At 68.5% G+C, this 22,105-nt stretch carries 18 protein-coding genes; 4 read left to right on the top strand and 14 right to left on the bottom strand.

Annotation, left to right across the window (positions count from 1 at the left end):
* Positions 1 to 13: 13 nt before the first annotated feature.
* The 8 genes from feoB to ACYQ2U_RS06900 form a co-directional block, all read right to left on the bottom strand.
* On the bottom strand, positions 14 to 1,840 hold the full coding sequence (gene feoB / locus ACYQ2U_RS06935; protein WP_459949628.1) for a ferrous iron transport protein B: 1,827 nt from the start codon (positions 1,838 to 1,840) through the stop codon (positions 14 to 16).
* An 11-nt stretch (positions 1,841 to 1,851) separates the two neighbouring features.
* On the bottom strand, positions 1,852 to 2,082 hold the full coding sequence (locus tag ACYQ2U_RS06930; protein ID WP_459949627.1) for a FeoA family protein: 231 nt from the start codon (positions 2,080 to 2,082) through the stop codon (positions 1,852 to 1,854).
* Positions 2,083 to 2,157: 75 nt separating this feature from the next.
* Entirely contained in the window at positions 2,158 to 4,575 is a 2,418-nt protein-coding gene (locus ACYQ2U_RS06925; RefSeq protein WP_459949626.1) for an ankyrin repeat domain-containing protein, read from the bottom strand.
* Between the two features lie 126 nt (positions 4,576 to 4,701).
* Complete coding sequence (lnt, locus tag ACYQ2U_RS06920) at positions 4,702 to 6,225, bottom strand: apolipoprotein N-acyltransferase (protein ID WP_459949625.1); 1,524 nt, start codon at positions 6,223 to 6,225, stop codon at positions 4,702 to 4,704.
* 7 nt (positions 6,226 to 6,232) lie between these two features.
* A complete protein-coding gene (locus ACYQ2U_RS06915) occupies positions 6,233 to 7,453 on the bottom strand; it encodes an ABC transporter permease (RefSeq protein ID WP_459949624.1) in 1,221 nt (406 codons plus the stop codon).
* Positions 7,450 to 8,211, bottom strand: a complete 762-nt coding sequence (locus ACYQ2U_RS06910) for an ABC transporter ATP-binding protein (protein ID WP_459949623.1) — start codon at positions 8,209 to 8,211, stop codon at positions 7,450 to 7,452. The genes ACYQ2U_RS06915 and ACYQ2U_RS06910 overlap by 4 nt, the downstream gene beginning before the upstream one ends.
* Positions 8,211 to 9,392, bottom strand: coding sequence for an efflux RND transporter periplasmic adaptor subunit (locus tag ACYQ2U_RS06905; protein ID WP_459949622.1), 1,182 nt, complete (start codon positions 9,390 to 9,392; stop codon positions 8,211 to 8,213). The genes ACYQ2U_RS06910 and ACYQ2U_RS06905 overlap by 1 nt, the downstream gene beginning before the upstream one ends.
* Complete coding sequence (locus ACYQ2U_RS06900) at positions 9,389 to 10,747, bottom strand: TolC family protein (RefSeq protein WP_459949621.1); 1,359 nt, start codon at positions 10,745 to 10,747, stop codon at positions 9,389 to 9,391. Before ACYQ2U_RS06900 ends, ACYQ2U_RS06905 begins: the two co-directional genes overlap by 4 nt.
* A 137-nt stretch (positions 10,748 to 10,884) precedes the next feature.
* Between ACYQ2U_RS06900 and ACYQ2U_RS06895 the strand changes: the two genes are divergently transcribed.
* From ACYQ2U_RS06895 to ACYQ2U_RS06885, 3 genes are read left to right on the top strand one after another with little or no spacing between them, the layout of a single operon-like run.
* Entirely contained in the window at positions 10,885 to 11,340 is a 456-nt protein-coding gene (locus tag ACYQ2U_RS06895; RefSeq protein WP_459949620.1) for an HIT family protein, read from the top strand.
* Between the two features lies 1 nt (position 11,341).
* On the top strand, positions 11,342 to 12,955 hold the full coding sequence (locus ACYQ2U_RS06890) for a hypothetical protein (protein WP_459949619.1): 1,614 nt from the start codon (positions 11,342 to 11,344) through the stop codon (positions 12,953 to 12,955).
* 12 nt (positions 12,956 to 12,967) lie between these two features.
* Positions 12,968 to 13,597, top strand: coding sequence for an SAM-dependent methyltransferase (locus ACYQ2U_RS06885; protein WP_459949618.1), 630 nt, complete (start codon positions 12,968 to 12,970; stop codon positions 13,595 to 13,597).
* A gap of 70 nt (positions 13,598 to 13,667) precedes the next feature.
* Here ACYQ2U_RS06885 and lipA read toward each other — a convergent pair whose 3' ends face one another.
* From lipA to ACYQ2U_RS06855, 6 genes are all read right to left on the bottom strand, one after another.
* Positions 13,668 to 14,609, bottom strand: a complete 942-nt coding sequence (lipA, locus tag ACYQ2U_RS06880) for a lipoyl synthase (protein WP_459949617.1) — start codon at positions 14,607 to 14,609, stop codon at positions 13,668 to 13,670.
* Entirely contained in the window at positions 14,606 to 15,220 is a 615-nt protein-coding gene (lipB, locus tag ACYQ2U_RS06875) for a lipoyl(octanoyl) transferase LipB (protein ID WP_459949616.1), read from the bottom strand. Before lipB ends, lipA begins: the two co-directional genes overlap by 4 nt.
* On the bottom strand, positions 15,220 to 15,483 hold the full coding sequence (locus ACYQ2U_RS06870) for a YbeD family protein (protein WP_459949615.1): 264 nt from the start codon (positions 15,481 to 15,483) through the stop codon (positions 15,220 to 15,222). The genes lipB and ACYQ2U_RS06870 overlap by 1 nt, the downstream gene beginning before the upstream one ends.
* A gap of 73 nt (positions 15,484 to 15,556) precedes the next feature.
* Positions 15,557 to 16,408, bottom strand: coding sequence for a D-amino acid aminotransferase (locus ACYQ2U_RS06865; protein WP_459949932.1), 852 nt, complete (start codon positions 16,406 to 16,408; stop codon positions 15,557 to 15,559).
* Between the two features lie 48 nt (positions 16,409 to 16,456).
* Positions 16,457 to 19,153 carry a cation-translocating P-type ATPase gene (locus ACYQ2U_RS06860; protein ID WP_459949614.1) on the bottom strand — a complete coding sequence of 899 codons (2,697 nt, stop codon included), beginning with the start codon at positions 19,151 to 19,153 and terminating at the stop codon, positions 16,457 to 16,459.
* Positions 19,128 to 20,288, bottom strand: a complete 1,161-nt coding sequence (locus ACYQ2U_RS06855; protein WP_459949613.1) for a D-alanyl-D-alanine carboxypeptidase family protein — start codon at positions 20,286 to 20,288, stop codon at positions 19,128 to 19,130. Before ACYQ2U_RS06855 ends, ACYQ2U_RS06860 begins: the two co-directional genes overlap by 26 nt.
* 175 nt (positions 20,289 to 20,463) lie before the next feature.
* On the opposite strand from ACYQ2U_RS06855, the gene ACYQ2U_RS06850 reads away from it, so the two are divergent.
* Positions 20,464 to 22,038: a tyrosinase family protein gene (locus ACYQ2U_RS06850; RefSeq protein WP_459949612.1), complete on the top strand. Its 1,575-nt coding sequence runs from the start codon at positions 20,464 to 20,466 to the stop codon at positions 22,036 to 22,038.
* The last annotated feature ends 67 nt before the right edge of the window (positions 22,039 to 22,105 follow it).

The following is a 22,105-nucleotide window of genomic DNA, read 5'->3' as shown; positions in this document are numbered from 1 at the left end:
GGTCAGGCCGCACTCAGGCCGCCGCCAGGCGGCTGGCGACCTGATAGAAAACGAAGCTGGCAGCCCAGGCCAGGGCCAGGGGCCAGACCACCGCCAGCAGGGCGAAACCGATGCTGCGAGCCTCGGCGCGGATGGTGGCGATGGTGGACAGGCAGGGGGTGTAGATCAGGCAGAACAGCATGAAGCTGTAGGCTTGCACCGTGGTCAGGCTGGCGGCGATGTGCTGGCCCAGGGCGTCGCCCTCCATGCCGTAGATCACCGCCAGGGCACCGATCACCACCTCCTTGGCGACGAAGCCGAAGATCAGGGCGATGGTCAGTTTTTCGTCGATGCCCAGGGGGCCGAGGATGGGCTGCATCCAGTGACCCACCATACCGGCGTAGCTGGCGGCGCTGGCGGGCTCCACCCCGGCGGGCAGGTGGGTGAGCAGCCAGACCAGCACCACCCCGGCGACGATGATCTTGGTGGCCCGCACCAGGAAATGCCGCACCTCCAGCCAGCCCCGCATCCACACCTGGCGCAGGGTGGGCAGGCGATAGGGCGGCAGTTCGATGACGAAGGGCTCGCTGGAACGGAAGTGCTTGTCCTTGCGCAGCAGCAGGGCGGTGAGGAAGGCGGTGGCGAAACTCATCAGGTAGAGCGACATCAGCACCCAGGGCGCCGCCGCCGGGGCGAACAAGGCGCCGATGATGAAGAGGAAGACCTGCAAGCGCGCCGAGCAGAGGGAGAAGGGAATCACCAGCATGGACAACAGGCGCAGGGCGCGACTGCGCATGACCCGGGTGCCCATGATGGCCGGCACGTTGCAGCCGAAGCCCATCAGCAACATGACGAAGCTGCGGCCGTCGAGGCCCAGGCGCACCATCAGGGCGTCCATCAGGTAGGCGGCGCGGGACAGATAGCCCGAATCCTCCACCACCGCCATGAAGAAGAAAAACAGCACGATCACCGGCACGAAGGCGGCGACGGTGGACAGGCCGCCGTAGAGCCCCTCGACGATGAAGCCCCGCAACAACTCCGGCGCGCCGGCCAGGGCGGGGCTGAGGACGTGGCCGTTGAACTGGTCGAACAGCCATTCCATGCCATCCTGCAAGGGGCCGCCCAGCCAGAACACGCCGGCGAAAACACAGAACATGGCGACGAAGAACAGGGGCAGGCCGAAGACGTTGTGCATCAGCACCTTGTCCAGCTTGTCGGTGAGGCGCTCGGGCAGGTGCAGCGGCACGTCCACCGCGCTACGGGTCAGGGCGGCCACCTTGTCCTCCAGGCCGTCGTCGGCCGCCAGGCGCTGGCGGGCCGCCTGGGCAGTGGTGGCGGTGGTCGCGGCCCCCGCCGCCATGCCGGCACTGGCATGGAGGGCGGCGCGCAGGGCTTCCAGCATCTCCCCCTGGCCCAGGCCGTACTTGGCGCTGATGGCCACCACCGGCAGGCCCAGGCCAGCGGCCAGGGCCCGGGTGTCGATGCTCACCCCCAGGGTCTTGGCCTCGTCCATCATGTTCACCAGCACCAGCACCGGCAAACCCAGTTCCGCCAATTGCAGGGGCAGCACCAGGTGGCGGTCCAGTTGCAGGGCGTTCACCGGCACGATCAGCAGGTCCAAGGCCTGCTGCTCCAGGAAGTGGCGCACCACCTTCTCGTCGTCGGAATAGCCGTGCAGGTCGTAGATGCCGGGCAGGTCAACAATTTCCACCATGTCGCCGCCCACCAGGATCTTGGCGGACAGCAGGTCCACGGTAACGCCGGGCCAGTTGCCGACCCGGGCGCTGGCGCCGGTAAGACGGTTGAACAGGGTGGATTTGCCCGTGTTGGGCATGCCCAACAGGGCAATGCGCTTGCTCATGGAAAGGCGGCTCAGACCGCCCGCAACTCGATGCAGTCGGCGTCGCTGCGGCGGATGATGATGTCGGTGCTGCCCACCCGTACATGGAGCGGGCCGCGGAAGGCCGCCTGGCGCAATACCTGGATTTGCTTGCCCACACGCAGACCAAGGGAATTGAGCCGGTGGTGCAGCGCCTCGGCGGCATGGATGGCCGCGATGGCGGCGGGTTGGCCAGGCTTCAGGGTGGTCAGGCGGGCGCTCATGATCGAACCTTTTTGAGAACTGATCTCATTATCTGGGGGATCGACAACCTTGGCAAGGGTTTTTGCGAACAATTCTCAACGGGCCGTGGTGCGCAGCAGGCGCAGGCAGTCCATGGTGGCGCAGAGGTCGGCGGCGCGGGCGTCGTCGAAGTTTTCCACCAGGGGATCGGCGCCGTTGTCCAGCAGCAGCTTGAGCATGTCGGCCTTGCCGCTGGAGGCACAGTACATGAGGGGCGTGGAACCGAGCAGGTTGCGGTTGTCCTTTTCGATGCCGGCGTCGATCAGACGCTGCACCACGGCGCCGTTGCCGGAGACGCAAGCCAGCCAGAGGGCGTTGTTGCCGTCGCCGTTGAGATAGGCGATGTCCACGCCCAGGGCCAGCAACTCCGCCACCCGGGCCTCGTCCCCCAGCAGGGCGGCCCGCATCAGGGGCGTCAGGCTGTTCTTGCGCGGCGCGTCGAGGTCGGCGGGATCAAAGTTCCAGGCCTGGAGGAAAGCCAGCAACTCGGCGGACGCCTTGTCGCCGGCCTGGGCCGTTGCCGCCGGGGCCGCGGCGCCCTGCTCCGCCTCGGCCAGGGCCGCCGCCAGGGGCGCGTAACCGCCGTCCACGCTGTACACGTTCTGGAAGCGGAAGTCGCTGAAGGTGGCGGCGTGGGTGCGGCTGGCGTTGCCGTGATAGCAGTAGATGACGATGGGCGCCCCCTTGTCGAGCTTGAGCAGCAGGCGGTCCTGGTTGGCGCCGGACAGGTTCATGGCGCCATCCACATGGCCTTGCTGATAGCTTTGGGCGTCGCGGCTGTCGAGCAGCACCAGGCCCGTGAGCTTGCCCTGGCGGGCGTCGAGGATCATGCGCGCCGCCTCGTCGGCGGGAATGCAGTGGTAGGCAGGGCTGGCGGCGTTCTCGCTGGTGGGATTCATGGCGGCGTTCTCGTTTCGGTGGGTATAGGGAGGCAGGGTGTCGATGCGGGGGTCGATGACCGGCAACCCCACGGCGAAGTGGTAAAGGCTTTGGAAGGCGTCGTCCTTGAGGCCCAGCAGACCGTGCACGGCATCGTCGAAAAAGCAGCCGATGCCGCAACCGCGCACGCCCAGGGCCTCGGCCTGGAGGTAGAGGGCATGACCGATGACGCCGGCCTCCCGCAGCAGGGTGCGATAGCGGGCCGGCGCCTCGCGCACCACGTCGCCGAAGCGGGCCACCATGGCCAGGGAAAAGCTGCCGCTGGCGGCCAGGTCCTGGTGGCACTGCAATTGCCGGGCGGTGGCCTGGAGCCGCTTGGGGTCCACCTCGGCCAGCTTGAGCAGGGAGCCCAGGCCGGGGATATCCAGCACCGGCGTCGGCGCCTTGCCCAGACCGGCACACAGGGCGCGGCCCGCCTCGTTGCGCGGCAGCAGGTAGACGCCGGGCGCCAGACCCTCCACCCGATGGACGAACAACAGCAGGTGGAAACTGCTGCGCCGCTCGGGCGCGGTGGCGGCCAGGAGCGCGACGAAATCCCGCTGGGGCAGGACGTGGCGCGGATCGAAACGCTGGGCGCTGCGCCGTTGCCGCAGGATTGCCGCCGCCGGCAACGGCCCGGCCGCCAGGGTCGGCGTACACACGGTGCCGTCGCGGCTGGCGGCGATCACCTGGTCGATGACGGGCCACTGGTAAAGGGGATGACGGTCGATGACGCTGGCAACCCCGGACCAGCGGGTTTCGGTCAGGGCGGCCAGCCAGGGCGCCGGATCGAAGCGCCCTTCCTCGCCGGCGGCGGACAAGGTCAGCAGCAGTTCCGCTTCTTCCCGCTCCGTGTCGGCGCGGCCCCGGCGTCCGCCGTTGAAATCCTGGTCGCGGTCGGTGCCGGACAGACGGGACAGGCTGGCGTGGGGCAACGGTTGTTCCGCCACGCGCCAGCCCAGCAGGCGGGCGGCCTGGGCCACGGCAGCCTGGGCGTGACCGACGTCGAGCTGGCAGTAGCGGAAGGCCCGCTCGCCGTATTTCCAGGCCTCGCGCCAGGGCACGGTGGTCAGAAGCAGGGCCGCCTGGGGCGGTAGGGCCTGGGTAGCGCAGGCGGCGCGGCATTCCAGGGCATGGTCGTCGGGCCGGTAGTGCCAGAGCCCGTCCGCCAGGCCCGGCACGCCGGCCAGCAGCAGATAAGCCTCCACCGGATGCAGGTTGCCGCTGGAGGGATTGGCCCGCACCGCCCAGCGGTCAGGACCGGCGGCCTTCCAGGCGGTGATGCCCAGGGACAGTTGCAGCAAGGCGCCGAGGGCGGCCAGGTCCAGGGGGCGGGGCTGGCCGCTAAGACTGCTGTCCGGGCCATTGTCCGGGCCGCTGTCCGCGCCATCGTCCGACAGCAAGGGCAGCGCCACCCGTTCGGCCCGGTCGAAATGGCGGAAGGGGGCGGGCTGGTCGTCCCAGTCCAGGGCTTCCGGCCCGGCGGCGTAGCCGTCGAGGCGGTGCTTGGTGCGGCGGTGGTAATCGAGGACGGTATCCAGGGCTGAGGCGCTCATGGACAGCCATCAGCAATATGGATGCCCAGGGGGCGGGGAAATCCCGGCGGAAGGCCCGAGGCCCGCCGCGCCCGGGTTTGCGCGCCGGTCCCGTAATCGGCGCGGGACCGGTGCGGGATGGGGCCCTCAGCCCCTTGTCGACTTTGCGACAGCCTGGCGCCGACGGATCCAGGCCGGTGCCAAGCCGGCCAACAGCAAGGCCAGGGCGGGCAGGTGGCCCCAAACGGCGTAGGGTGTCCGCCCTTCCCGGCCCTGGACCATCACGGTCAGGGCGCCGCGGGTGAAGGGTTCGAGCCGGGCGCTGACCCGGCCGTCGGGCTCGATGGCGGCGGTCATGCCGGTGTTGGTGGCGCGCAGCATGACCCGGCCGCTTTCCAGGGCGCGCAGACGGGCGATCTGCAAATGCTGGGGCTGGGCCAGGGAGTGGCCGAACCAGGCGGTGTTGGACAGGTTGATCAGCACCGTGGCGGGGTTTTCTCCCTGCAAGGCGTCGCGGATTTCCTCGCCGAACAAATCCTCGTAGCAGATGTTGGGCATCAGCCGCTGGTCGCGCCAGGCCAGGGGCGACTGCTGGCGGGGGCCGGGGGTGAAGCCGGCCAGGGGGATGTTCACCAATTGCAGGAAACCGGCGAAGCCCGGCGGAATGAATTCGCCGAAGGGCACTAGGTGGCGCTTGCTGTAGAAGTTCACGTTGAAGCCGCCATCGCTGAGGCTGCCCAGCAGCAAGGCGCTGTTGCTGTACTCCTGCTCGTTGTTGCCGCGCAGGGCGGCGCCCACCAGGGCCTGGCCATGGCCGACGAAACTGGCCAGCACGTCCAGGGGAATCTGCTGGAAGAACAGGGGGATCGCCGTTTCCGGCAGCACGGTCAGGTCGGCGGGGTGCTCGGCGGCGAGGCGGCGATAGCTGTCGATGGACAGGTGCAGGTTGTCCGGGTCCCACTTCAATTGCTGGGGAATGTTCCCCTGCAACAGGCTGACGCTGAAGGGACTGCCCACCGGCGCGGTCCAGGTCACGGCCCGCAACCCCATGCCCAGGCCGGCCAGGATCGCCAGCAGCGCGCAGGGCGCCAGGGCGGGCCGCCAGGCGCGCAGGGCGATCAGCTTGGCCTGCAGCGCGGCGGCGAAGGCGGCGATCCAAGCGACGCCGTAGCTGCCCAGCACGGGCGCGTACCCCGCCAGGGGACTGGGCGGCGTCTGGGCATAGCCCAAGGCCAGCCAGGGAAAGCCGGTGAACAGGTAGCCGCGCAGGAATTCCGTGGCGGTCCAGAGGGACGCAAACAACAGGGCATCGGCCCAGGGCCGGCCACTCCGCAGACGCGCCAGCAGATAGCCGACCAGGGCCGGGAATAGGGCCAGATAGGCGCAGAACAACAGGGTCGCGGCGGCGGCCAGGGGCAAGGCCATGCCGCCCACGTCGTGCAGACTCACATAAACCCAGGAGACGCCGGTCAGGAAAAAGCCGAGGCCCCAGCCGTAACCCAGCAGGGCGGCGCGGCGTGGCGATGCGTCGCGCCACAGGATGAGCAGGGCCGCCAGGCTGAACAGGGGCAGGGGCCACCACTCGAACGGGGCGAAGCCGGCCACGGCGACCGCGCCCAGGGCCGCCGCCAGCAGGACTCGGCCCCAGGAAGCGAAAGGAGCGGCACTCATGGGCGGATCACTGGTAGCGCAGCGCTTCGATGGGATCGAGGCGGGCCGCCTTGCGGGCCGGGTAGAAGCCGAAGAAGATGCCCACCGTGGCCGCCACGCCGAAGGCCAGCAGCACCGAGGAGCCGGAGATCACCACGGCGGTCTTGGCCAGGGCGTTGGCCAGCAGGGCGCCGCCGATACCCAGCACCAGGCCGATCAGGCAGCCGGCGACGGAAATCACGATGGCCTCCAGCAGGAACTGGAGCAGGATGTCCCGCTCCCGGGCGCCGATGGCCATGCGGATGCCGATCTCCCGGGTGCGTTCCGTCACCGACACCAGCATGATGTTCATGATGCCGATGCCGCCCACCAGCAGGGAGACGGAGGCGATGGCGCCCAGCAGCAGGGACATGATGCGGGTGGTCTCGGCGGCGGAGTCGGCGACGGCGGTGAGGTTGCGGATGGCGAAGTCGTCGTCCTGGTTTTCCCGGATGCGGTGGCGCTGGCGCAGCAGGGAATTCATGGATTTTTCCACCGAGGCCATCAACTCGGGGCTGCTGGCCTGGACCTGCATGAAGCGCACGGAACCGGGGAAGGACGTGCCGAACACCTTGCGCTGGGCGGTGGTGAGGGGGATCAGGATGGTGTCGTCCTGGTCGCGGCCATCCAGGCTCTGGCCCTTCTTGCCCAGCACGCCCATCACCTGGAAGGGGCTGTTGCGGATGCGGATGGTCTTGCCCACCGGATCCTCGTCGCCGAACAGGGTGGTGGCGACGGTCTTGCCCAGCAGGGCGACCCGGGTCACGGAGCGCAGATCGGTGTCGGTGAAGGGCAGGCCCTCTTCCACCGGCCAGGAACGCACGTCCAGGTAGGACGGCGTGACGCCGAAGACCTGGGTGGCCCAGTTGTTGTTGCCGTACAGGACCTGGGCCGAACCGGGATGGATCGGCGCCACGGCGGCGACGCCGGGCAATTCCTCGATGGCGTTGGCGTCGGCCACGGTCAGGGTCGGCGCATTGCCGGTGCCGATGCGAACACCGCTGGAAGTGGTGGACCCGGAGAGGACGATAAACAGGTTGGCGCCCATGGAATTGATGGACTCCGCCACCGCCAGTTGGGCGCCCTGGCCGATGGCGGTCATCAGCACCACGGCGGCGACGCCGATGACCATGCCGAGCATGGTGAGGAAGGTACGCAGCCGGTTGGCGCCCATGGCGCTCCAGGCTTGGCCGAGCAGGGTGTAGATCATGTCGGGCTCCCCTCGCTGACGGCGGCGACGGGAACAGCGCCCTCGCCGTGGCCGTCGTCGTGATGGGCGTGGGACACGTCGCCGTCATGGACGATGCGGCCGTCGCGGAAGCGCACCAGGCGCTTGGCGTGATAGGCGATGTCCGGCTCGTGGGTGACCAGGACGATGGTGATGCCTTCCCGGTTGAGTTCCTCGAACAGGGCCATGATTTCTTCCGAGGTCTTCGTGTCCAGATTGCCCGTGGGTTCATCGGCCAGGATCAAGCGCGGGCTGTTGACCAGGGCCCGGGCGATGGCGACACGCTGCTGCTGGCCGCCGGAAATGCGGTTGGGCAGGGACTTGGCGTACTGGCCCAGGCCCACCTTGTCCAGCATGACGCGGGCCTTGCGCAGCCGCTCCTCCTTTTCCACCCGGCCATACACCAGGGGCAGGGCCACGTTCTCCTCCAGGCTGATGCGGGGCAGCAGGTTGAAGCCCTGGAAGACGAAACCGATCAGGCCACCACGCACGCCGGCCAGGTCGTCCTTGCTCATGGCGCTGACGGCCTTGCCGTCCAGCACGTACTCGCCGCTGCTGGGCCGATCAAGGCAGCCGAGGATATTCATGAAGGTGGACTTGCCGGAACCGGAGGGACCCATGATGGCGACGAACTCCCCCGGCACGATGGACAGGTTGACGTCCTTGAGCACGGGGAAGGGACCGGCGGGGGTGTCGTAGGCCTTGTGCAGACCCGTCACCCGGATAACGGCGTCCGCCATCAGAAGGGCCTGAACTGGGGACCGGGCGGCGTGTTGCCGGCGGCCTTGCCCTTGCCGGAATTCTCCGCCACCACCAGCTTGTCGCCGGGTTTCAACTCGCCCTCCAGCACCTCGGTGTTGCGGCCGTCGGTGATGCCGACCTTGAGGGCCACGGCGCGCAGCTTGTCGCCTTCCAGCACCCACACGGTGCCGCTGCCGGCGTCGCGCTTACGCTGGCCCTCGGGTTTTTTCTCGCCGGGCTTGGCGGCGCTGGCGGTCTGGTCCAGGGGCTTGAAGCGCAGGGCGGCGTTGGGCACCAGCAGCGCATCCTGGCGCTTCGCCACGTTGATGTTCACATAGGCGGTCATGCCCGGCAGCAGAATTTGGTCCGGGTTGTCCACGGTGATCACCACATCGTAGGTGACCACGTTGGACGTGGTGGTGGGGTTGAGCCGGATCAGCTTGACCACGCCGTTGAAGGCCCGGTTGGGAAAGGCGTCCACGTTGAAGCGCACCGGCTGGCCTTCCTTGATCTGGCCGATATCGGCCTCGGCGAAGGCGGAGTCGATCTGCATCTTGGTCAGATCCTGGGCGATCTTGAACAGGGTCGGCGTCTGGAAGCTGGCGGCCACGGTCTGGCCCACGTCCACCTGGCGGTCCACCACGATGCCCGACACCGGCGAACGGATCACCGTGTAATTGGCGTTGGCCCGGCTCTTGGCCACGGCGGCCTGCTGCTGCTCCACTGCGGCGGCGGCGGCCTTGCGCGCCTGCACCGCCTGGTCCAGCTCCTGGCGGGAAACGTATTCCTGGGCGAACAGGGTCTGCATCCGCTTCTCGTTGGCGGCGGCCAGCTCCAGGCTGGCCCGGGCGCTCTTCAGGTTGGCCAGGTCCTGGTTGGCCTGGGAGGTGTAGAGCACGTCGTCCAGCTCGGCCAATTCCTGGCCCTGCTTCACCTTGCTGTTGTAGTCCACCAGCAGCTTGCGCACCGTGCCCGAGACCTGGGTACCGACGCTGACCAGGATCACCGGGTTGAGGGTGCCGTTGGCGGAGACGTTCTGGGCCACGTCGCCCTTCTCCACGGCCTGGGTCTTGTAGCGCTGTTCGGCGTCGGGCTTGCTCAGCCAGGCGTAAAGGCCGTAGCCCCCCGCGCCGACGACGAGCAGGGCGAGGGCACCGATCCCGATGGTTTTCAACTTCATGGCGTGTTGCCTTCCGTGGCGGCAGTAAGGATGTTGTTGTCGAGCACGCCCATGGCCTGGGCCAGGGTGGTGCGGGCGATGTTCCAGCTATAGAGGGCCGTCACCCGCTGCTGGCGGGCGCTGGCCAGGGCGCTTTGGGCGGTGAGCATTTCCAGCAGGGTGCCGACGCCGGCAGCGTAGCGGCCCCGGGCCACCTTGTCCGACTGCTCGGCGCTGACGATCAGGTCGGCGGTGGTGCGCACGGTCTGGGTGGCGGTGAGCAGGGATTGCCAGGCGTTCCACACATCCTGGGCCACTTGCAGACGCAGCTTTTCCGCCTGGGCGGCCTTGGCCTCGCGCTGGGCTTCGGCGGTCTGCACCTTGTAGGTGGTGGAAAAACCGGTGAACAAGGGCACCGACAGGGTTACGCCGAGGGTGCCGCTGCGGTTCTCGACGCCACCGGTCTTGGTGTCGCTGCCGGTGAAGCCCAGGGACAGGCTGGGCAGGTGGGCGGCCTTGGCGGCGTCCACGCCGGCTTCGGCGGCCTTGACCTGGGCCTGGGCGGCCAGCAGGTCGGGACGGCGGCGGCGGGCTTCGTCCACCAGGGCGTTCACGTCCTTGGCAAAGCCGTCGGCGGCGGGCACCGGCGTCGGGGCCGCCAGGACCACCGGACGATGGGCGTCGCGGCCGAGCACGGCGGCCAGGGTGCCCTGGGCGGTCTTCAGCGCGCCTTCCGCGGTGATCCGCGTCAACTGGGCCTGGGAATAGGCGGTCTGGGCCTGGAGCTTGTCGGCGGGGGCGGCGCTGCCCACGGCGTACTTGGCGTCGGCGACGCGGAAGCTCTGTTCGGCGGCCTTTTCCGCTTCCCTGGCCGCGGCCAGGGAAGCCTCGGCGCTCTGCGCCTGGTAGAAGGCCTGCACCGCCGCCAGGAACACCGATTGCACCGTGGCGTCGCGGGTGGCGTTGGCGGCCTCCAGCAATTGGCGGGCGTTCTCGATGTTGGCGGAACGGGCACCGAAGTCGAACAACAACCAGGAAGCGGTCAGCCCCAAGGTGCGCTGGTCGTTGTCCACGCCGTTGCTGCGGTTGCGGCCGCTGCCGGCGCTGGCGCTCAGGGTGGGCAGCCAGGCGGCCTCGGCCACGCCCAGTTGGGCAGCCTGGACGCGGGCATTGGCCCAGGCCTCGCGGGTTTGCGGATTGGCGCAAAGGGCGCCGTCCACCACCTGGGTCAAGGACAGGGGACCGTTTTCGACGGGGCTGCACGGCGTGAAGGTCTTCAAACCGTCGCGGGTGGCGAAGGGATCCAAACCCAAACCGTCCCCCGCCAGGGCGGGCAAGGCCAAGCCCAGCAATAAAAAGAGGTAAGCGTGTCGCATGGCCCGGAGTGTACCGAGTCCCCGTGCCGATCTGGTTCCACCAGGCGCAGAATTTGTTACCAAACGTAAGGTATTCATGCCCTAAAGATCGCCTTTTGTTATTACTCTTTCGGCTAAAGCAAAAAAAGGAAATGCCCATGACCGATACCACCCCCGCGCCGACCGATTGTCCCCTCTGCCACCAAGCCGGTGGCGAACTCCTCTGGCAGGACGGACGCTGCCGGGTGATCCGCGTCGAGGGCGAGGAAGGCCGGACCTTCCCGGGCTTTTGCCGGGTGGTGTGGCAGGACCACGTGGCCGAGATGAGCGATCTTTCCGTCGCCGACCAACACCACCTGTGGCGGGTGGTGCATGCCCTGGAACTGGCCGTGCGCGAGGTGTCGGCGCCGGACAAGATCAACCTCGCCGCCCTCGGCAACATGGTGCCCCACCTGCACTGGCACGTCATTCCCCGTTGGCGCGACGACAGCCACTTCCCCGCCAGCGTCTGGTCGGCGCCCCAACGCCCCGCGCCAAACCGGCCGGCCCCCAGCAGCGACGACTTACGCCAGGCCTTGGTGCGGGCCCTGGCGGAACTGGCCAGCGGTGCCTGACGTGGAAATTTTTTCCCTGCCGCCCCTGGACGGCGCGGACCCCGCCGCCTTCGCCAACGCGGCCGAGGCCAAGACCTGGCTGGCCGCCCTGCCCCTGACCGATCCGACCCGGATGCGCGATGCCCTGACGACGGAACTCGGCAAGCTCAACCGCCGCCCCCTGGATCCGGCGCAACGGCTGGCCGTGCTCGACACCCTGCGCAAGGCGGTCGCCTTCGCCCAGGAGGAGGCTGGCAAGCGTTATAGCGGCAAGGCCTTGCCCCTGGCGGCGACGGAGCAGGCGCACCTGGACGGCGCCCTGGCCTTGCGCCGCGCCTGCTTGACCAGCGCCCTGCACTGCCTGGCACCGGCCCTGGCCGCAGGCGACCCCGCCTTCGCCGCCCAGTCGCTGCAACGGGCCGCCAGCCAGTACGTCAGCCTCCTGCTCGAAACCCTGCGCGGCGGACAACTGCTGCCCCATGCCGATTGGGCCGGGCTGCACCGGCTGCTGGTCCTGGCCGAGGAAAGGCAACTGACGACAACGCCGGTGGCCGATCCCCAGCGCCACGGCGATGCCCCCACCAGCGTCCTCGCCGCCTACGGTGAAGCGGTTTTGCTGCACACGGCCGGTCTGTTCGAGTTGTCGCCGCGGCAATTGACCTGGACTGCCCGCTGGGCGCGACGCTGGGGCGCCAAGCTGGTCCTGGCGCGGCAGCTCCCCACCCAGGCGCAGGCCCTGCCCCTGGCGCTGGACCTGGCCGGCGACCAGCCTCCCCGCCATCTCCCTTGGGACGGCCCCGGCGCTCGCCTGCTGCTGACCCACGCCCTGCGCGACAGCATCAAGTCCCGGCTCGCCCTGCTCGGCCAGGGCCGCAGTCCGGCCGACTTGCAACTGGGGGACGACTGCCCCGCCGCAGCCTGCGAGCCCCTGCTCAAACTGCTTTACGGTCGTTGGTGCAAAGGCATCGCCCCGCGCTGCCTGGCGCCCCGCCCCACGGGCGCGCCGGGCCCCGTGCTGACCGACGGCGACAGCCTGTTCTTTCACCTTTCCGGTGGCCGCTCCCTGCGTCAGGCGGCACCGGAAGCCCAGCGTTCCATTGCCGACCTGCGCCGGGATCGGGAACAGATGGCCCTGTTCGGCAACGAACACCGCGCCGCGCCGCCCCCCGTCGCCAGCCCGCCACCCCCCGTGGAGGAAGGCTGGCTCATGACCGACGACTCCGCCCTGACCCTGCGCCTGGCGCGTCCTCTCGGCCAAGCCGGAACGCGCGCCCTCCGCCCAGGGCAATTGCTGGCGCTGCAACCGCCGGGAGGCAGCCAGTATCTGCTCGCCAGCGTCGCCTGGCTGCGAGTCGACGTGGACGACGGCGGCTGGCTGGTGGCCGGCGCGCGCCTGCTGCCCGGCCCGGCCAGCGCGGCCCCGGTGAAAGGCGAGGACGATCCCCAGGCCGGCTGGCGCGCCGGTTATTTCCTACCCCGTTTCGCCCCGGGACAGGAAGAGGAAAGTCTGGTGGTCCCCGCCGGCACCTTCCGCCCCCGTCGCGTCCTGCAATTGCGCGACGGCAAGACCATCACCCTGCTCGGCCTGCTGGAACGGGGCGACGACTACGAGCGGGTCAGCTATCAACCCTCATAAGGTCTCCGTGCCATGAACCAGGAATCCCACTGGAGCGCCCGCTACCGCGATGCGGGCAAGGACTATCTGTTCGGTACCGAACCCAACCATTTCCTCGCCCATCGCGCCGAACTGCTGACCCAGGGCCACAACGCCCTGGCCGTGGCCGACGGCGAGGGCCGCAACTCGGTCTGGTTGGCGGAACAAGGCCTGCAAGTGACGGCGGTGGAAATCTCGCCGGTCGCCGTGGAAAAGGCCCGACGCCTGGCGGCGGGCCGCGGCGTGAGCGTGGACTTCCAGGTGGCGGACATGCTCGCCGCCGACTGGCCGCCCCCGACCATGACGGCGGCCTTCGACTGGGTGGTGGGCATCTTCATCCAATTCGTCGGTCCGCAGGAACGAACACGCCAGTTCGCCGCCCTGAAACGGGCCACCGCCCCCGGCGGCCGCATCCTGCTCCAGGGCTATACCCCGCGCCAACTGGAATACCGCACCGGCGGCCCCTCCACCGTGGAAAACCTCTACACCGCCGATCTGCTGCGGGAGGCCTTCACCGATTGGACCATTGAGGAATTGGTGGAGTACGAGGACGAGATCAACGAGGGCCTCGGCCACCGCGGCCGCTCCGCCCTGATCGGCTTGGTGGCGCGCAAACCGGGTTAGTCGTCGCGGTTCCTGCCGATGGGGGTAGACCAGCAACGATCCGCAGTAGTCCAGATCGTTGGAATTCACATCAAACGCCGGCGCCGTGGGCCTGCTGGTCTGCCCAGTAGCTGGAGCGCACCATCGGTGCGCAGGCGGCGTTCTTGAATCCCATCTTCAGCGCTTCTTCTTCAAACCGCTTGAAGGTGTCGGGATGGACGTAGCGCAGCACCGGCAGGTGGTGGCCCGAGGGGGCCAGGTATTGGCCGATGGTCAACATGTCCACGTCGTGGGCGCGCAGGTCGCGCATCACTTGCAGGATTTCCTCGTCGGTTTCGCCGATGCCCACCATCAGGCCGGACTTGGTGGGAATGCTGGGGTGACGGGCCTTGAACTGCTTCAGCAACTGTAGCGAATGTTCGTAGTCGGCGCCGGGCCGGGCCTGCTTGTAGAGGCGGGGCACGGTTTCCAGGTTGTGGTTCATCACGTCGGGCAGGCCGGTGGCGAAGATGTCGAGGGCGATGTCGAGACGGCCGCGGAAGTCGGGCACCAGTACTTCGATCTGGGTGCTGGGGGACTGGGTCCGGGTTTCGTTGATGCAGTCGACGAAGTGTTGGGCACCGCCGTCGCGCAGATCGTCCCGGTCCACGCTGGTGATCACCACGTACTTGAGCTTCATGGCGGCGATGGTGGCGCCGAGCTTGGCGGCGGCGGCGTCATCCACCGGCAGGGGCTTGCCGTGGCCCACGTCGCAGAAGGGGCAGCGGCGGGTGCAGATGTCGCCGAGGATCATGAAGGTGGCGGTGCCCTTGCCGAAGCACTCGCCGATGTTGGGACAGGTGGCTTCCTCGCACACGGTGTGCAACTGGTGGTCACGCAGGATCTGCTTCACTTCGTTGAAGCGGGTGGCGTTGGAGCCGGCCTTGACCCGGATCCACTCGGGCTTCTTCAGGGCCTGCTCGAGGGGGACGATCTTGATGGGGATGCGGGCCGTCTTGGCCTCGCCTTTTTGTTTGACACCGCGTTCGCTCATGGCTTTTCTTTCAACTGTTCTTCCAGGCAGGCGAGAAGTTTCTCCTGCACGTCCGCCAGCTTGCCCGGATCGGCAAGATCGCGCAACTGAATGACCTCCATGCCCGCGTAGCCGCAAGGGTTGATGGCCTTGAAGGGGGAGAGGTCCATGTCCACGTTGAGGGACAGGCCGTGGTAGCTGCATCCGTTCTTGATGCGCAGGCCCAGGGCGGCGATCTTGGCTTCGCCGACGTAAACGCCGGGGGCGCCCTCCTTGCGCTGGGCCGCCACGCCGTAGGTCGCCAGGCAGTCGATCAGGGCCTGCTCCATGCGGTGCACCAGCTCCCGTACCTTGAAACCGCGCCGGCGCAGGTCCAGCAGCAGATAGACCACGATCTGGCCGGGGCCATGGTAGGTGACCTGGCCGCCCCGGTCGATCTGCACCACGGGAATGCCCACGTCCCGCAGCAGGTGCTCGGCCTTGCCGGCCAGGCCCTGGGTGAACACGGGGGGATGCTCCACCAGCCAGATCTCGTCGGGGGTGTCCTCGCCCCGGGCGGCGGTGAAGTCTTGCATGGCGCGGAAAGTGGGGGCGTAGTCCACCCGCCCCAGGCGGCGTACCAGGATGGTCATCAGAGCACGATGCGCACCCAGGGGTGGCCGGTCAGTTCCAGGTAGAGGGCATCCAACTGGGCCTTGGAGGTGGCGCGCACGGTGCAGGTGAGGGACAGGTAGTTGCCGGCCTTGGAGGGCCGCATCTCCACCGTGGCGGCATCGAAGTCGGGGGCGTGCTTGACCACCACCTCGACGACGGCCTGGGCGAAGCCGTCGCGGCTGGCGCCCATGATCTTCAAGGGGAAGTCGCAGGGAAATTCGAGGAGTGTTTCTTCGGCCATGGGATTCCTTTTATTCAATACGCGGACCGGACCGGCGCAGTCCTCCGGGCCGCGACGGGAGCGGATTCCCCGCTCATGCGCGCATCACGTCTTGCTTGAACTGCTGGTACCAACCGTCCATTTGCCGGTAGATGGGGCCAGGACGGCCATTTGCAATGGGACGGCCGTCGAGACTGACGATGGCGAGGATTTCCTTGGTGGAGGAACTCAGCCACAGTTCGTCGGCGGCCCGCAGCTCGGCGTCGGTGATGTCCCGCACCTGGCAGGGCAGGCCGTGACGGGCGGCAATTTCCAGTACCACGTCGTAGGTGATGCCGGTCAGCATCAGGTGGTTCTTCTGGGGCGCCAGCAGCACGCCGTCCTTGACGACGAAGATGTTGGCGGCGGCGCCCTCGGTGAGCATGCCGTCGCGGAACATCACCGTCTCGGCGCAGCCGGCGTCCACGGCCTTTTGCCGCAGCAGGCAGTTGGCCAGCAGGGAAATGGTCTTGATGTCGCAGCGCAGCCAGCGGTTGTCCGCCGCCGACACAGCGGCCACGCCCTCGGCCTTGAGGGCCGCATCGGGCGAATTGAGGGCCTCGGCCATGACAAACACCGTGGGGCTCGGCGCCGGCGCGGGGAAGGCGTGGTTGCGCACCGGCGCGACGCCCCGGGTGACCTGGATCAGCAGCGACTGGTCGGGCCAGGGCGCGGCGGCGATGACGGGAGCGAGCAGGGCCGCCCAGGCCGCCTCGTCGTGGGGATTGGCGATGCGCACCTGGGCCAGGCTGCGGTCCAGGCGTTGCAGGTGTTCCGCCAGACGGAAGGGTCGCCGGTCGTACACCGGCACCACTTCGTAGATGCCGTCGCCGAAGAGGAAACCCCGGTCCATCACCGGGACGCGGGCGTCTTCCAGGGGGCCGTATTCGCCGTTGAGATAGATCAGGGACACGGGGATTCCAAAGGGGAAAAGGGCGATTTTCGCACTAAGTGCCTATTCCGGCGACGCAGGCCAGCGCAACAGGCCCCGCCGGCGCAGGTATTTGCGTCCCTCCTCCAACAGCAGCACGCTGGCGGCCACGGCGAAGGCCAGGCCCCAATGGGGCGGGGACAGGTCCACGGTGTCGAACAGGGCCTGGGCCGGCCCCCAATGCACCGCCAGGACCTGCAACAGCAACACCGCCGCCAGGGCGGCCCACAGCCGGCCGTTATGGAAGAACTGGGCATTGAAGGCGCTGCCCCGGTCGGCCCGGGCGTTGAAGATGTTGAAGAACTGGAACAGGACGAAGGTGGTGAAGGCCAGGGTGGCGGCGTAGCGGGCGTCGTGGCCAGGCCCCAGATGGTGCAGGCCGATCCAGTAGGCGGCCAGGGTACCGACGGCCATGGTCAGGCCGTAGAGGGCGATGCGCAATAGGCGCGGGCCACCGAGGATGGCGACGTCCCGCTGGCGGGGCGGTTCGTCCATGACGCCGGGGCGGCTGGGCTCGACCCCCAAGGTCATGGCCGGCGGACCGTCCATGATGATGTTCACCCACAGGATCTGCACCGCGTTGAAGGGCGTCGGCAGGCCCAGCAGGGGGGCGCCGAGCACGGTGAGGATGGCACCGATGTTGGTGGACAACTGGAAGCGGACGAACTTGACGATGTTGTCGTAGATGGTGCGGCCTTCCCGCACCGCGCCGACGATGGTGGCGAAATTGTCGTCCGCCAGCACCAGGGTGGCCGCTTCTCGCGTCACCGCCGTGCCGCCGCGACCCATGGCGATACCGATGTCCGCCGCCTTCAGGGCCGGCGCGTCGTTCACCCCGTCGCCGGTCATGGCCACCACCTGGCCCCGGGCCTGGAGCGCGCGGACGATGCGCAGCTTGTGCTCGGGCGCCACCCGGGCAAACACCACGGTCTCCATCACCAGGGCGCGCAGGGCCTCGTCCGTCAGGCCCTCCAGTTCCCGGCCTTCGCGCACGGGGCCCACCACCCCCAGCTCCCGCGCCACGGCGGCGGCGGTGGCGCGGTGGTCGCCGGTGATCATCTTCACCGCGATGCCGGCCCGACGGCAGAGGCGGATGGCCTCCCTGGCCTCGGCCCGGGGCGGATCGGCCAAGCCCACCAAGCCCAGCGGGATCAATTCCCGCGCCCACGTCATGGGCGCGTCGCCCCGGGCCTGGGCGGCGTCGAACTCGGCGGCGGCCATGCGCCGCCCGGCCAGGACGATGATCCGCAGGGCCTGGCCCGTGAGTCGGTCGTTCGCGGCGGCGTAGGCCTGGCGCTCGGCAGCATCGAGCCGGGCCAGGGGCAGCAACACGTCCGGCGCGCCCTTGAACCAGAGCTGCACCTGATCGCCGTCCCGGTGGCAGGTGACCATGAATTTATGGCCCGCGTCGAAGGGGATTTCCGCGATGCGGGGCGAAGCCCGGCGCAGGCGGTCAACGGCGGTGGGGTCAAGGCGTAGGGCCAGGGCCAGCAGAGCCGCCTCGGTGGGCTCGCCGATCAGTTCGCTCCCCCGCAGTTGGACGTCGCTGCACAGGACCAGGGGCGGCAACAGGGCGGAGCAGTCGGCTGGCGCGGGTGGCGCGCCATCGTCGTCGGCCCGTAGAGCGTCGCCGTCCACTTGGAAGGTGCGTCCGCCGTGATAGACCACCCGCGCCGTCATGCGGCCCTCGGTCAGGGTGCCGGTCTTGTCGGCGCAGATCACCGTGGTGCAGCCCAGGGTTTCCACCGCCGCCAGTTTTTTCACCACCGCGTTGCGCCGGGCCATGCGTTGCATGCCCAGGGCCAGGGTGACCGTGACCACGGCCGGCAACCCTTCGGGTATCGCCGCCACGGCCAGGGCGATGGCGGTCAGGGCGGTTTGGCCCCAATCGTCGCCACGGGCCACGCCGAGGACGAAGATCAGCGCCACCACCGCGCCGGCAATGACGGCCAGGCGCTTGCCGAGCTGGTCGAGTTGGTCTTGCAGGGGCGTGGCAGCCGCCTCGGCCTGTTGCAGCAGGTGGGCCAGGCGGCCCATTTCGGTGGCCATGGCGGTGGCGGTCACCACCGCCTCAAGCCGACCCCGGGTGACCACGGTGTTCATGTACAGGCAGTTGCTCCGTTCCGCCAGGGGCGTGTCGGCGGGGAGGGCCTCGGTCTGCTTCGCCACCGCCACCGCCTCGCCGGTCAGGGCCGCTTCCGCCACCTCGGCGGCATGGGCCGCCAGGATGCGGGCGTCGGCGGGCACGTGGTCGCCGGCCTCGAGCAGGATCAGGTCGCCGGGCACCAGGGCATCCGCCGGCACCTGCTGGACCGCGCCGTCGCGGCGCACCCGGGCAACCGGCGCCAACATGTCCTTGAGCGCGGCCAGGGCCGCCTCGGCCCGCTGTTCCTGGACGAAGCCGAGACCGGCGTTGAGCAGCACCACCGCCAGGATCACCACGGCGTCCTTGCCGTCCCCCATGACGCCGGCCACGACGGCGGCGGCGAGGAGGATCAGGATCAGCAGACTTTTGAACTGGTCGGCGAAACGGCGCCAAGCGGCGCGGGGCGGCGGCTCCGCCAGGCGGTTGGGGCCGTGGTCGGCACGGCGGGCGACAACCTGGTCCGGTGCCAGGCCCCGGACCGGGTCCACGGCCAGCTGGGCCGCCACGGCCGGCGCCGCGAGGGCGTGCCAAGCCGGCGGCGGGGCGGTGTTATTGGAACAGGAGCTTGACGGCATCCCAGCTGCGGCCGAACAGGCCGGCGACGGGTACCGCTTCCAGGGCCTGGACCGGGAAGTCACCCAGGGACTTGTCGTCCAGGGTCAGGGTCAGGGTGCCCACCACGGCGCCGGCGGCCACCGGCGCCACCAGGGGTTGGCGGCTCTTGAGCTGCACCTTCAGCCGGTCCAGGGGCACGCCCTTGGGCAGGGAGACCACGAAGTCCTCGCTGAAACCGGCGCCCAGGGTGTTGCTGGCGCCCTTGTACACCTTGAGCTTGGAAATGGCCTGGCCCTTGTCGTAGAGCTTGTAGGCGTCGAAGGCCAGATAGCCGTGGTTGAGCAGCTTCAAGGATTCCTGGGCGCGGGCGTTGTCGGAGTCGGTGCCCAACACCACCGACACCAGGCGGCGCAGACCGCGCTTGCTGCTGGCGATCAGGCAGTAGCCGGCGCTGTCGGTGTGGCCGGTCTTCATGCCGTCCACCGTGGGATCAAGCCATAACAGGCGGTTGCGGTTGGGCTGGGTGATCTTGTTGTAGGTGAAGGACTTGTTCGAATAGAGCGGATAGAACTGGGGGAAGTCGCGGATGATGGCCCGCGCCAGCAGGGACAGGTCGCGGGCGGTGGAATAGTGCTGGGGGTCGGGCAGGCCGGTGGCGTTCATGAAGTGGGTGTCCTTCAGCCCCAGGCGCTGGGCCTCCCGGTTCATCATGGCGACGAAGGCCTCCTCGCTGCCGGCGATGGCCTCGGCCAGGGCGATGCAGGCGTCGTTGCCAGACTGGATGATCATGCCGTGGATCAACTCGTCCACCGTCACCGGCTTGCGTGGTTCGATGAACATCTTGGAGCCGTCGGTCTTCCAGGCTTTTTCCGAGACGGGCACGGTCTGCTCCAGCTTGAGCTTGCCCTGCTGGAGGGCGCCGAAGGTCAGGTAGGCCGTCATCAGCTTGGTCAGGGAGGCGGGCTCCACCCGCTTGTCGGCGTTGACCGCCACCAGCTCCTGGCCGGAGAAATGGTCCACCAGAATCCAGGCGCTGGCGGCCAGGGTCGGCGGCGGCAGGGCCTGGGCGCGGGCGGCGACGCTAAAACAAACAGCGGCCAGGACCAGGGTGAAGCAGGCGAAAAAACGGAAGGGGGAGGGAAAATGTGCGCGCATAAGGCGGTGAAGTATACCGGAGGGGCTGCGTCGACCAGGGAAAGCCCCATGGGCAGGGGCATGGCGGCGGACTTATGACCTTCGCTCGATTGACGGGGATTTCCCGCCTGTCATGATGGATACCGTCCCCACCGGGACGCCACAACATCGACAACATATCAGGGAGACAACACCCATGCACAAGACCCTTCCATCGCTCCTGGCGATTGCCCTTGCCGCCTGTAGCGGCGCCACCCGCGCCGACACCCTGCGCATCGGCGTCGAGGAGTTTTCCAAGGATCCGGCCAAGGTCGCCGCCCTGCAAAAGGCCGTAGCGGCCATGCGCGGCAACGACACCGCCCCCGACACCAGCGCCGCCTTCCGCGCCAGTTGGCAGTATTGGGCCAACATCCACGGCTATCTGGGCAGCGGCCCCAACGCCGCCGCCACGGTGGCGCAATGGAACCAGGAAATGACGCCCAATTGCAGCGGCGACCCGGTCTGCCTGGGCTATTACAAGCACCTGCGCGACACCAATCCGCCGGCCGACGGCTTCACCGCCCAGGCCTGGGGCAGTTGCCAGCACGGCACCATGGGCTTCCTGCCCTGGCACCGCATGTACCTCTACTTCTTCGAGCGGGTGGTGCGCAAGCAGGCCGGCGATCCCAACCTCAACCTGCCCTACTGGGATTACTTCGCCACCACGGGCGCCGGCGGCAAGGGCATCGCCCTGCCCGCCATCGTCCGCAGCCCAGGCGGCAATTCCCTCTACGACGAGTTCCGCACGCCGGGCCTGAACGCCTACAAGACCGCCATCGACAGCAACACCGGCAGCGCCGCGCAAGCCTTCAAATTCACCGACTTCACCAATTTTTCCCATCAACTGGAAAGCCAGCCCCACGGCGCCATGCACTGCGCCGCCGGCTCCAGTTGCAACGCCCCGGACATCGGCCAGGTGCCCCTGGCCGGCCTCGACCCGGTGTTCTACATGCACCACGCCAACATCGACCGACTCTGGCAGTGCTGGCTGAACCGCAAGGCGGGCGGCAAGCCGATCGATTTGGCCTGGGCCAAGGCGAACCTGGGCATGCCCGACGACTGGTACCAGACCAGCTACACCTTCGCTGACGAAAACGGCAACAAGGCCACCATGACCATCGCCGACGTGTTCACGCCCGGCGTGATCGACGTGCACTACGCCAAGGAAACGAACTGCGACGTCGCCCCGCCGAGCACGGCGGCCTTGAAGTCCCTGGCCGCGGCGCCGGCCGTGCTGCGCAGCGTGCCCGTCTCCCATCCCCAGGGCACCACGCTGACCGGCAAGGCCGTGACCCTGCCGCTCCAGGCCACCACGGACAAGGCCCTGCTCTCCCGCGCCGCGCCCGCCGCCGGCACGACGCCGGGCCATACCCTGCTGATCATCGAAGACGTGGACATCCAGGGCAATCCCGAGGTCACCTACAACATCTACCTCAGCAACAAGCGCCAGCCGAAACGTAGCGCCTACATCGCCACCCTGAACTACTTCGGCGTATTGGAACCCATGCCCCAGGGCCATCACCACGGCGGCCACGGCCCCAAGATTGGCACCCTCACCTACGACGTCCAGGAGGAATTGCAGCGCCTGGGCATCACCTCCACCGCCGACGTGGCGGTGCGCTTCGTGCCCAGCAGCTTCGTGGCCGAAACCAGCCGCGCGCGCAAGACCCGCGGCAGCGTGAAGGTGGGTACCATCCGTCTGCAAGCCGCGGACGGGACAACGACCCCGTAAACTGTCCCGCGCGCCGCCCCCCGTCAGGCCGGAACCAAGACCTGACGGGGGTGTCCCGTCACCTCGT

Source organism: Denitratisoma sp. agr-D3 (assembly GCF_054658675.1).
This window is presented reverse-complemented; position numbering and strand designations above follow the sequence as displayed.

What these genes read in the sequence shown, in the direction of transcription:
- ACYQ2U_RS06855 (WP_459949613.1), bottom strand. Translation starts at nt 20,288, where the DNA reads ATGCGCGCACATTTTCCCTCCCCCTTCCGTTTTTTCGCCTGCTTCACC.
- lipB (WP_459949616.1), bottom strand. Translation starts at nt 15,220, where the DNA reads ATGACCATCCTGGTACGCCGCCTGGGGCGGGTGGACTACGCCCCCACT.
- ACYQ2U_RS06860 (WP_459949614.1), bottom strand. Translation starts at nt 19,153, where the DNA reads ATGCCGTCAAGCTCCTGTTCCAATAACACCGCCCCGCCGCCGGCTTGG.
- ACYQ2U_RS06850 (WP_459949612.1), top strand. Translation starts at nt 20,464, where the DNA reads ATGCACAAGACCCTTCCATCGCTCCTGGCGATTGCCCTTGCCGCCTGT.
- ACYQ2U_RS06910 (WP_459949623.1), bottom strand. Translation starts at nt 8,211, where the DNA reads ATGGCGGACGCCGTTATCCGGGTGACGGGTCTGCACAAGGCCTACGAC.
- ACYQ2U_RS06895 (WP_459949620.1), top strand. Translation starts at nt 10,885, where the DNA reads ATGACCGATACCACCCCCGCGCCGACCGATTGTCCCCTCTGCCACCAA.
- ACYQ2U_RS06885 (WP_459949618.1), top strand. Translation starts at nt 12,968, where the DNA reads ATGAACCAGGAATCCCACTGGAGCGCCCGCTACCGCGATGCGGGCAAG.
- lipA (WP_459949617.1), bottom strand. Translation starts at nt 14,609, where the DNA reads ATGAGCGAACGCGGTGTCAAACAAAAAGGCGAGGCCAAGACGGCCCGC.
- ACYQ2U_RS06930 (WP_459949627.1), bottom strand. Translation starts at nt 2,082, where the DNA reads ATGAGCGCCCGCCTGACCACCCTGAAGCCTGGCCAACCCGCCGCCATC.
- ACYQ2U_RS06915 (WP_459949624.1), bottom strand. Translation starts at nt 7,453, where the DNA reads ATGATCTACACCCTGCTCGGCCAAGCCTGGAGCGCCATGGGCGCCAAC.
- ACYQ2U_RS06925 (WP_459949626.1), bottom strand. Translation starts at nt 4,575, where the DNA reads ATGAGCGCCTCAGCCCTGGATACCGTCCTCGATTACCACCGCCGCACC.
- ACYQ2U_RS06900 (WP_459949621.1), bottom strand. Translation starts at nt 10,747, where the DNA reads ATGCGACACGCTTACCTCTTTTTATTGCTGGGCTTGGCCTTGCCCGCC.
- ACYQ2U_RS06905 (WP_459949622.1), bottom strand. Translation starts at nt 9,392, where the DNA reads ATGAAGTTGAAAACCATCGGGATCGGTGCCCTCGCCCTGCTCGTCGTC.
- ACYQ2U_RS06870 (WP_459949615.1), bottom strand. Translation starts at nt 15,483, where the DNA reads ATGGCCGAAGAAACACTCCTCGAATTTCCCTGCGACTTCCCCTTGAAG.
- lnt (WP_459949625.1), bottom strand. Translation starts at nt 6,225, where the DNA reads ATGAGTGCCGCTCCTTTCGCTTCCTGGGGCCGAGTCCTGCTGGCGGCG.
- feoB (WP_459949628.1), bottom strand. Translation starts at nt 1,840, where the DNA reads ATGAGCAAGCGCATTGCCCTGTTGGGCATGCCCAACACGGGCAAATCC.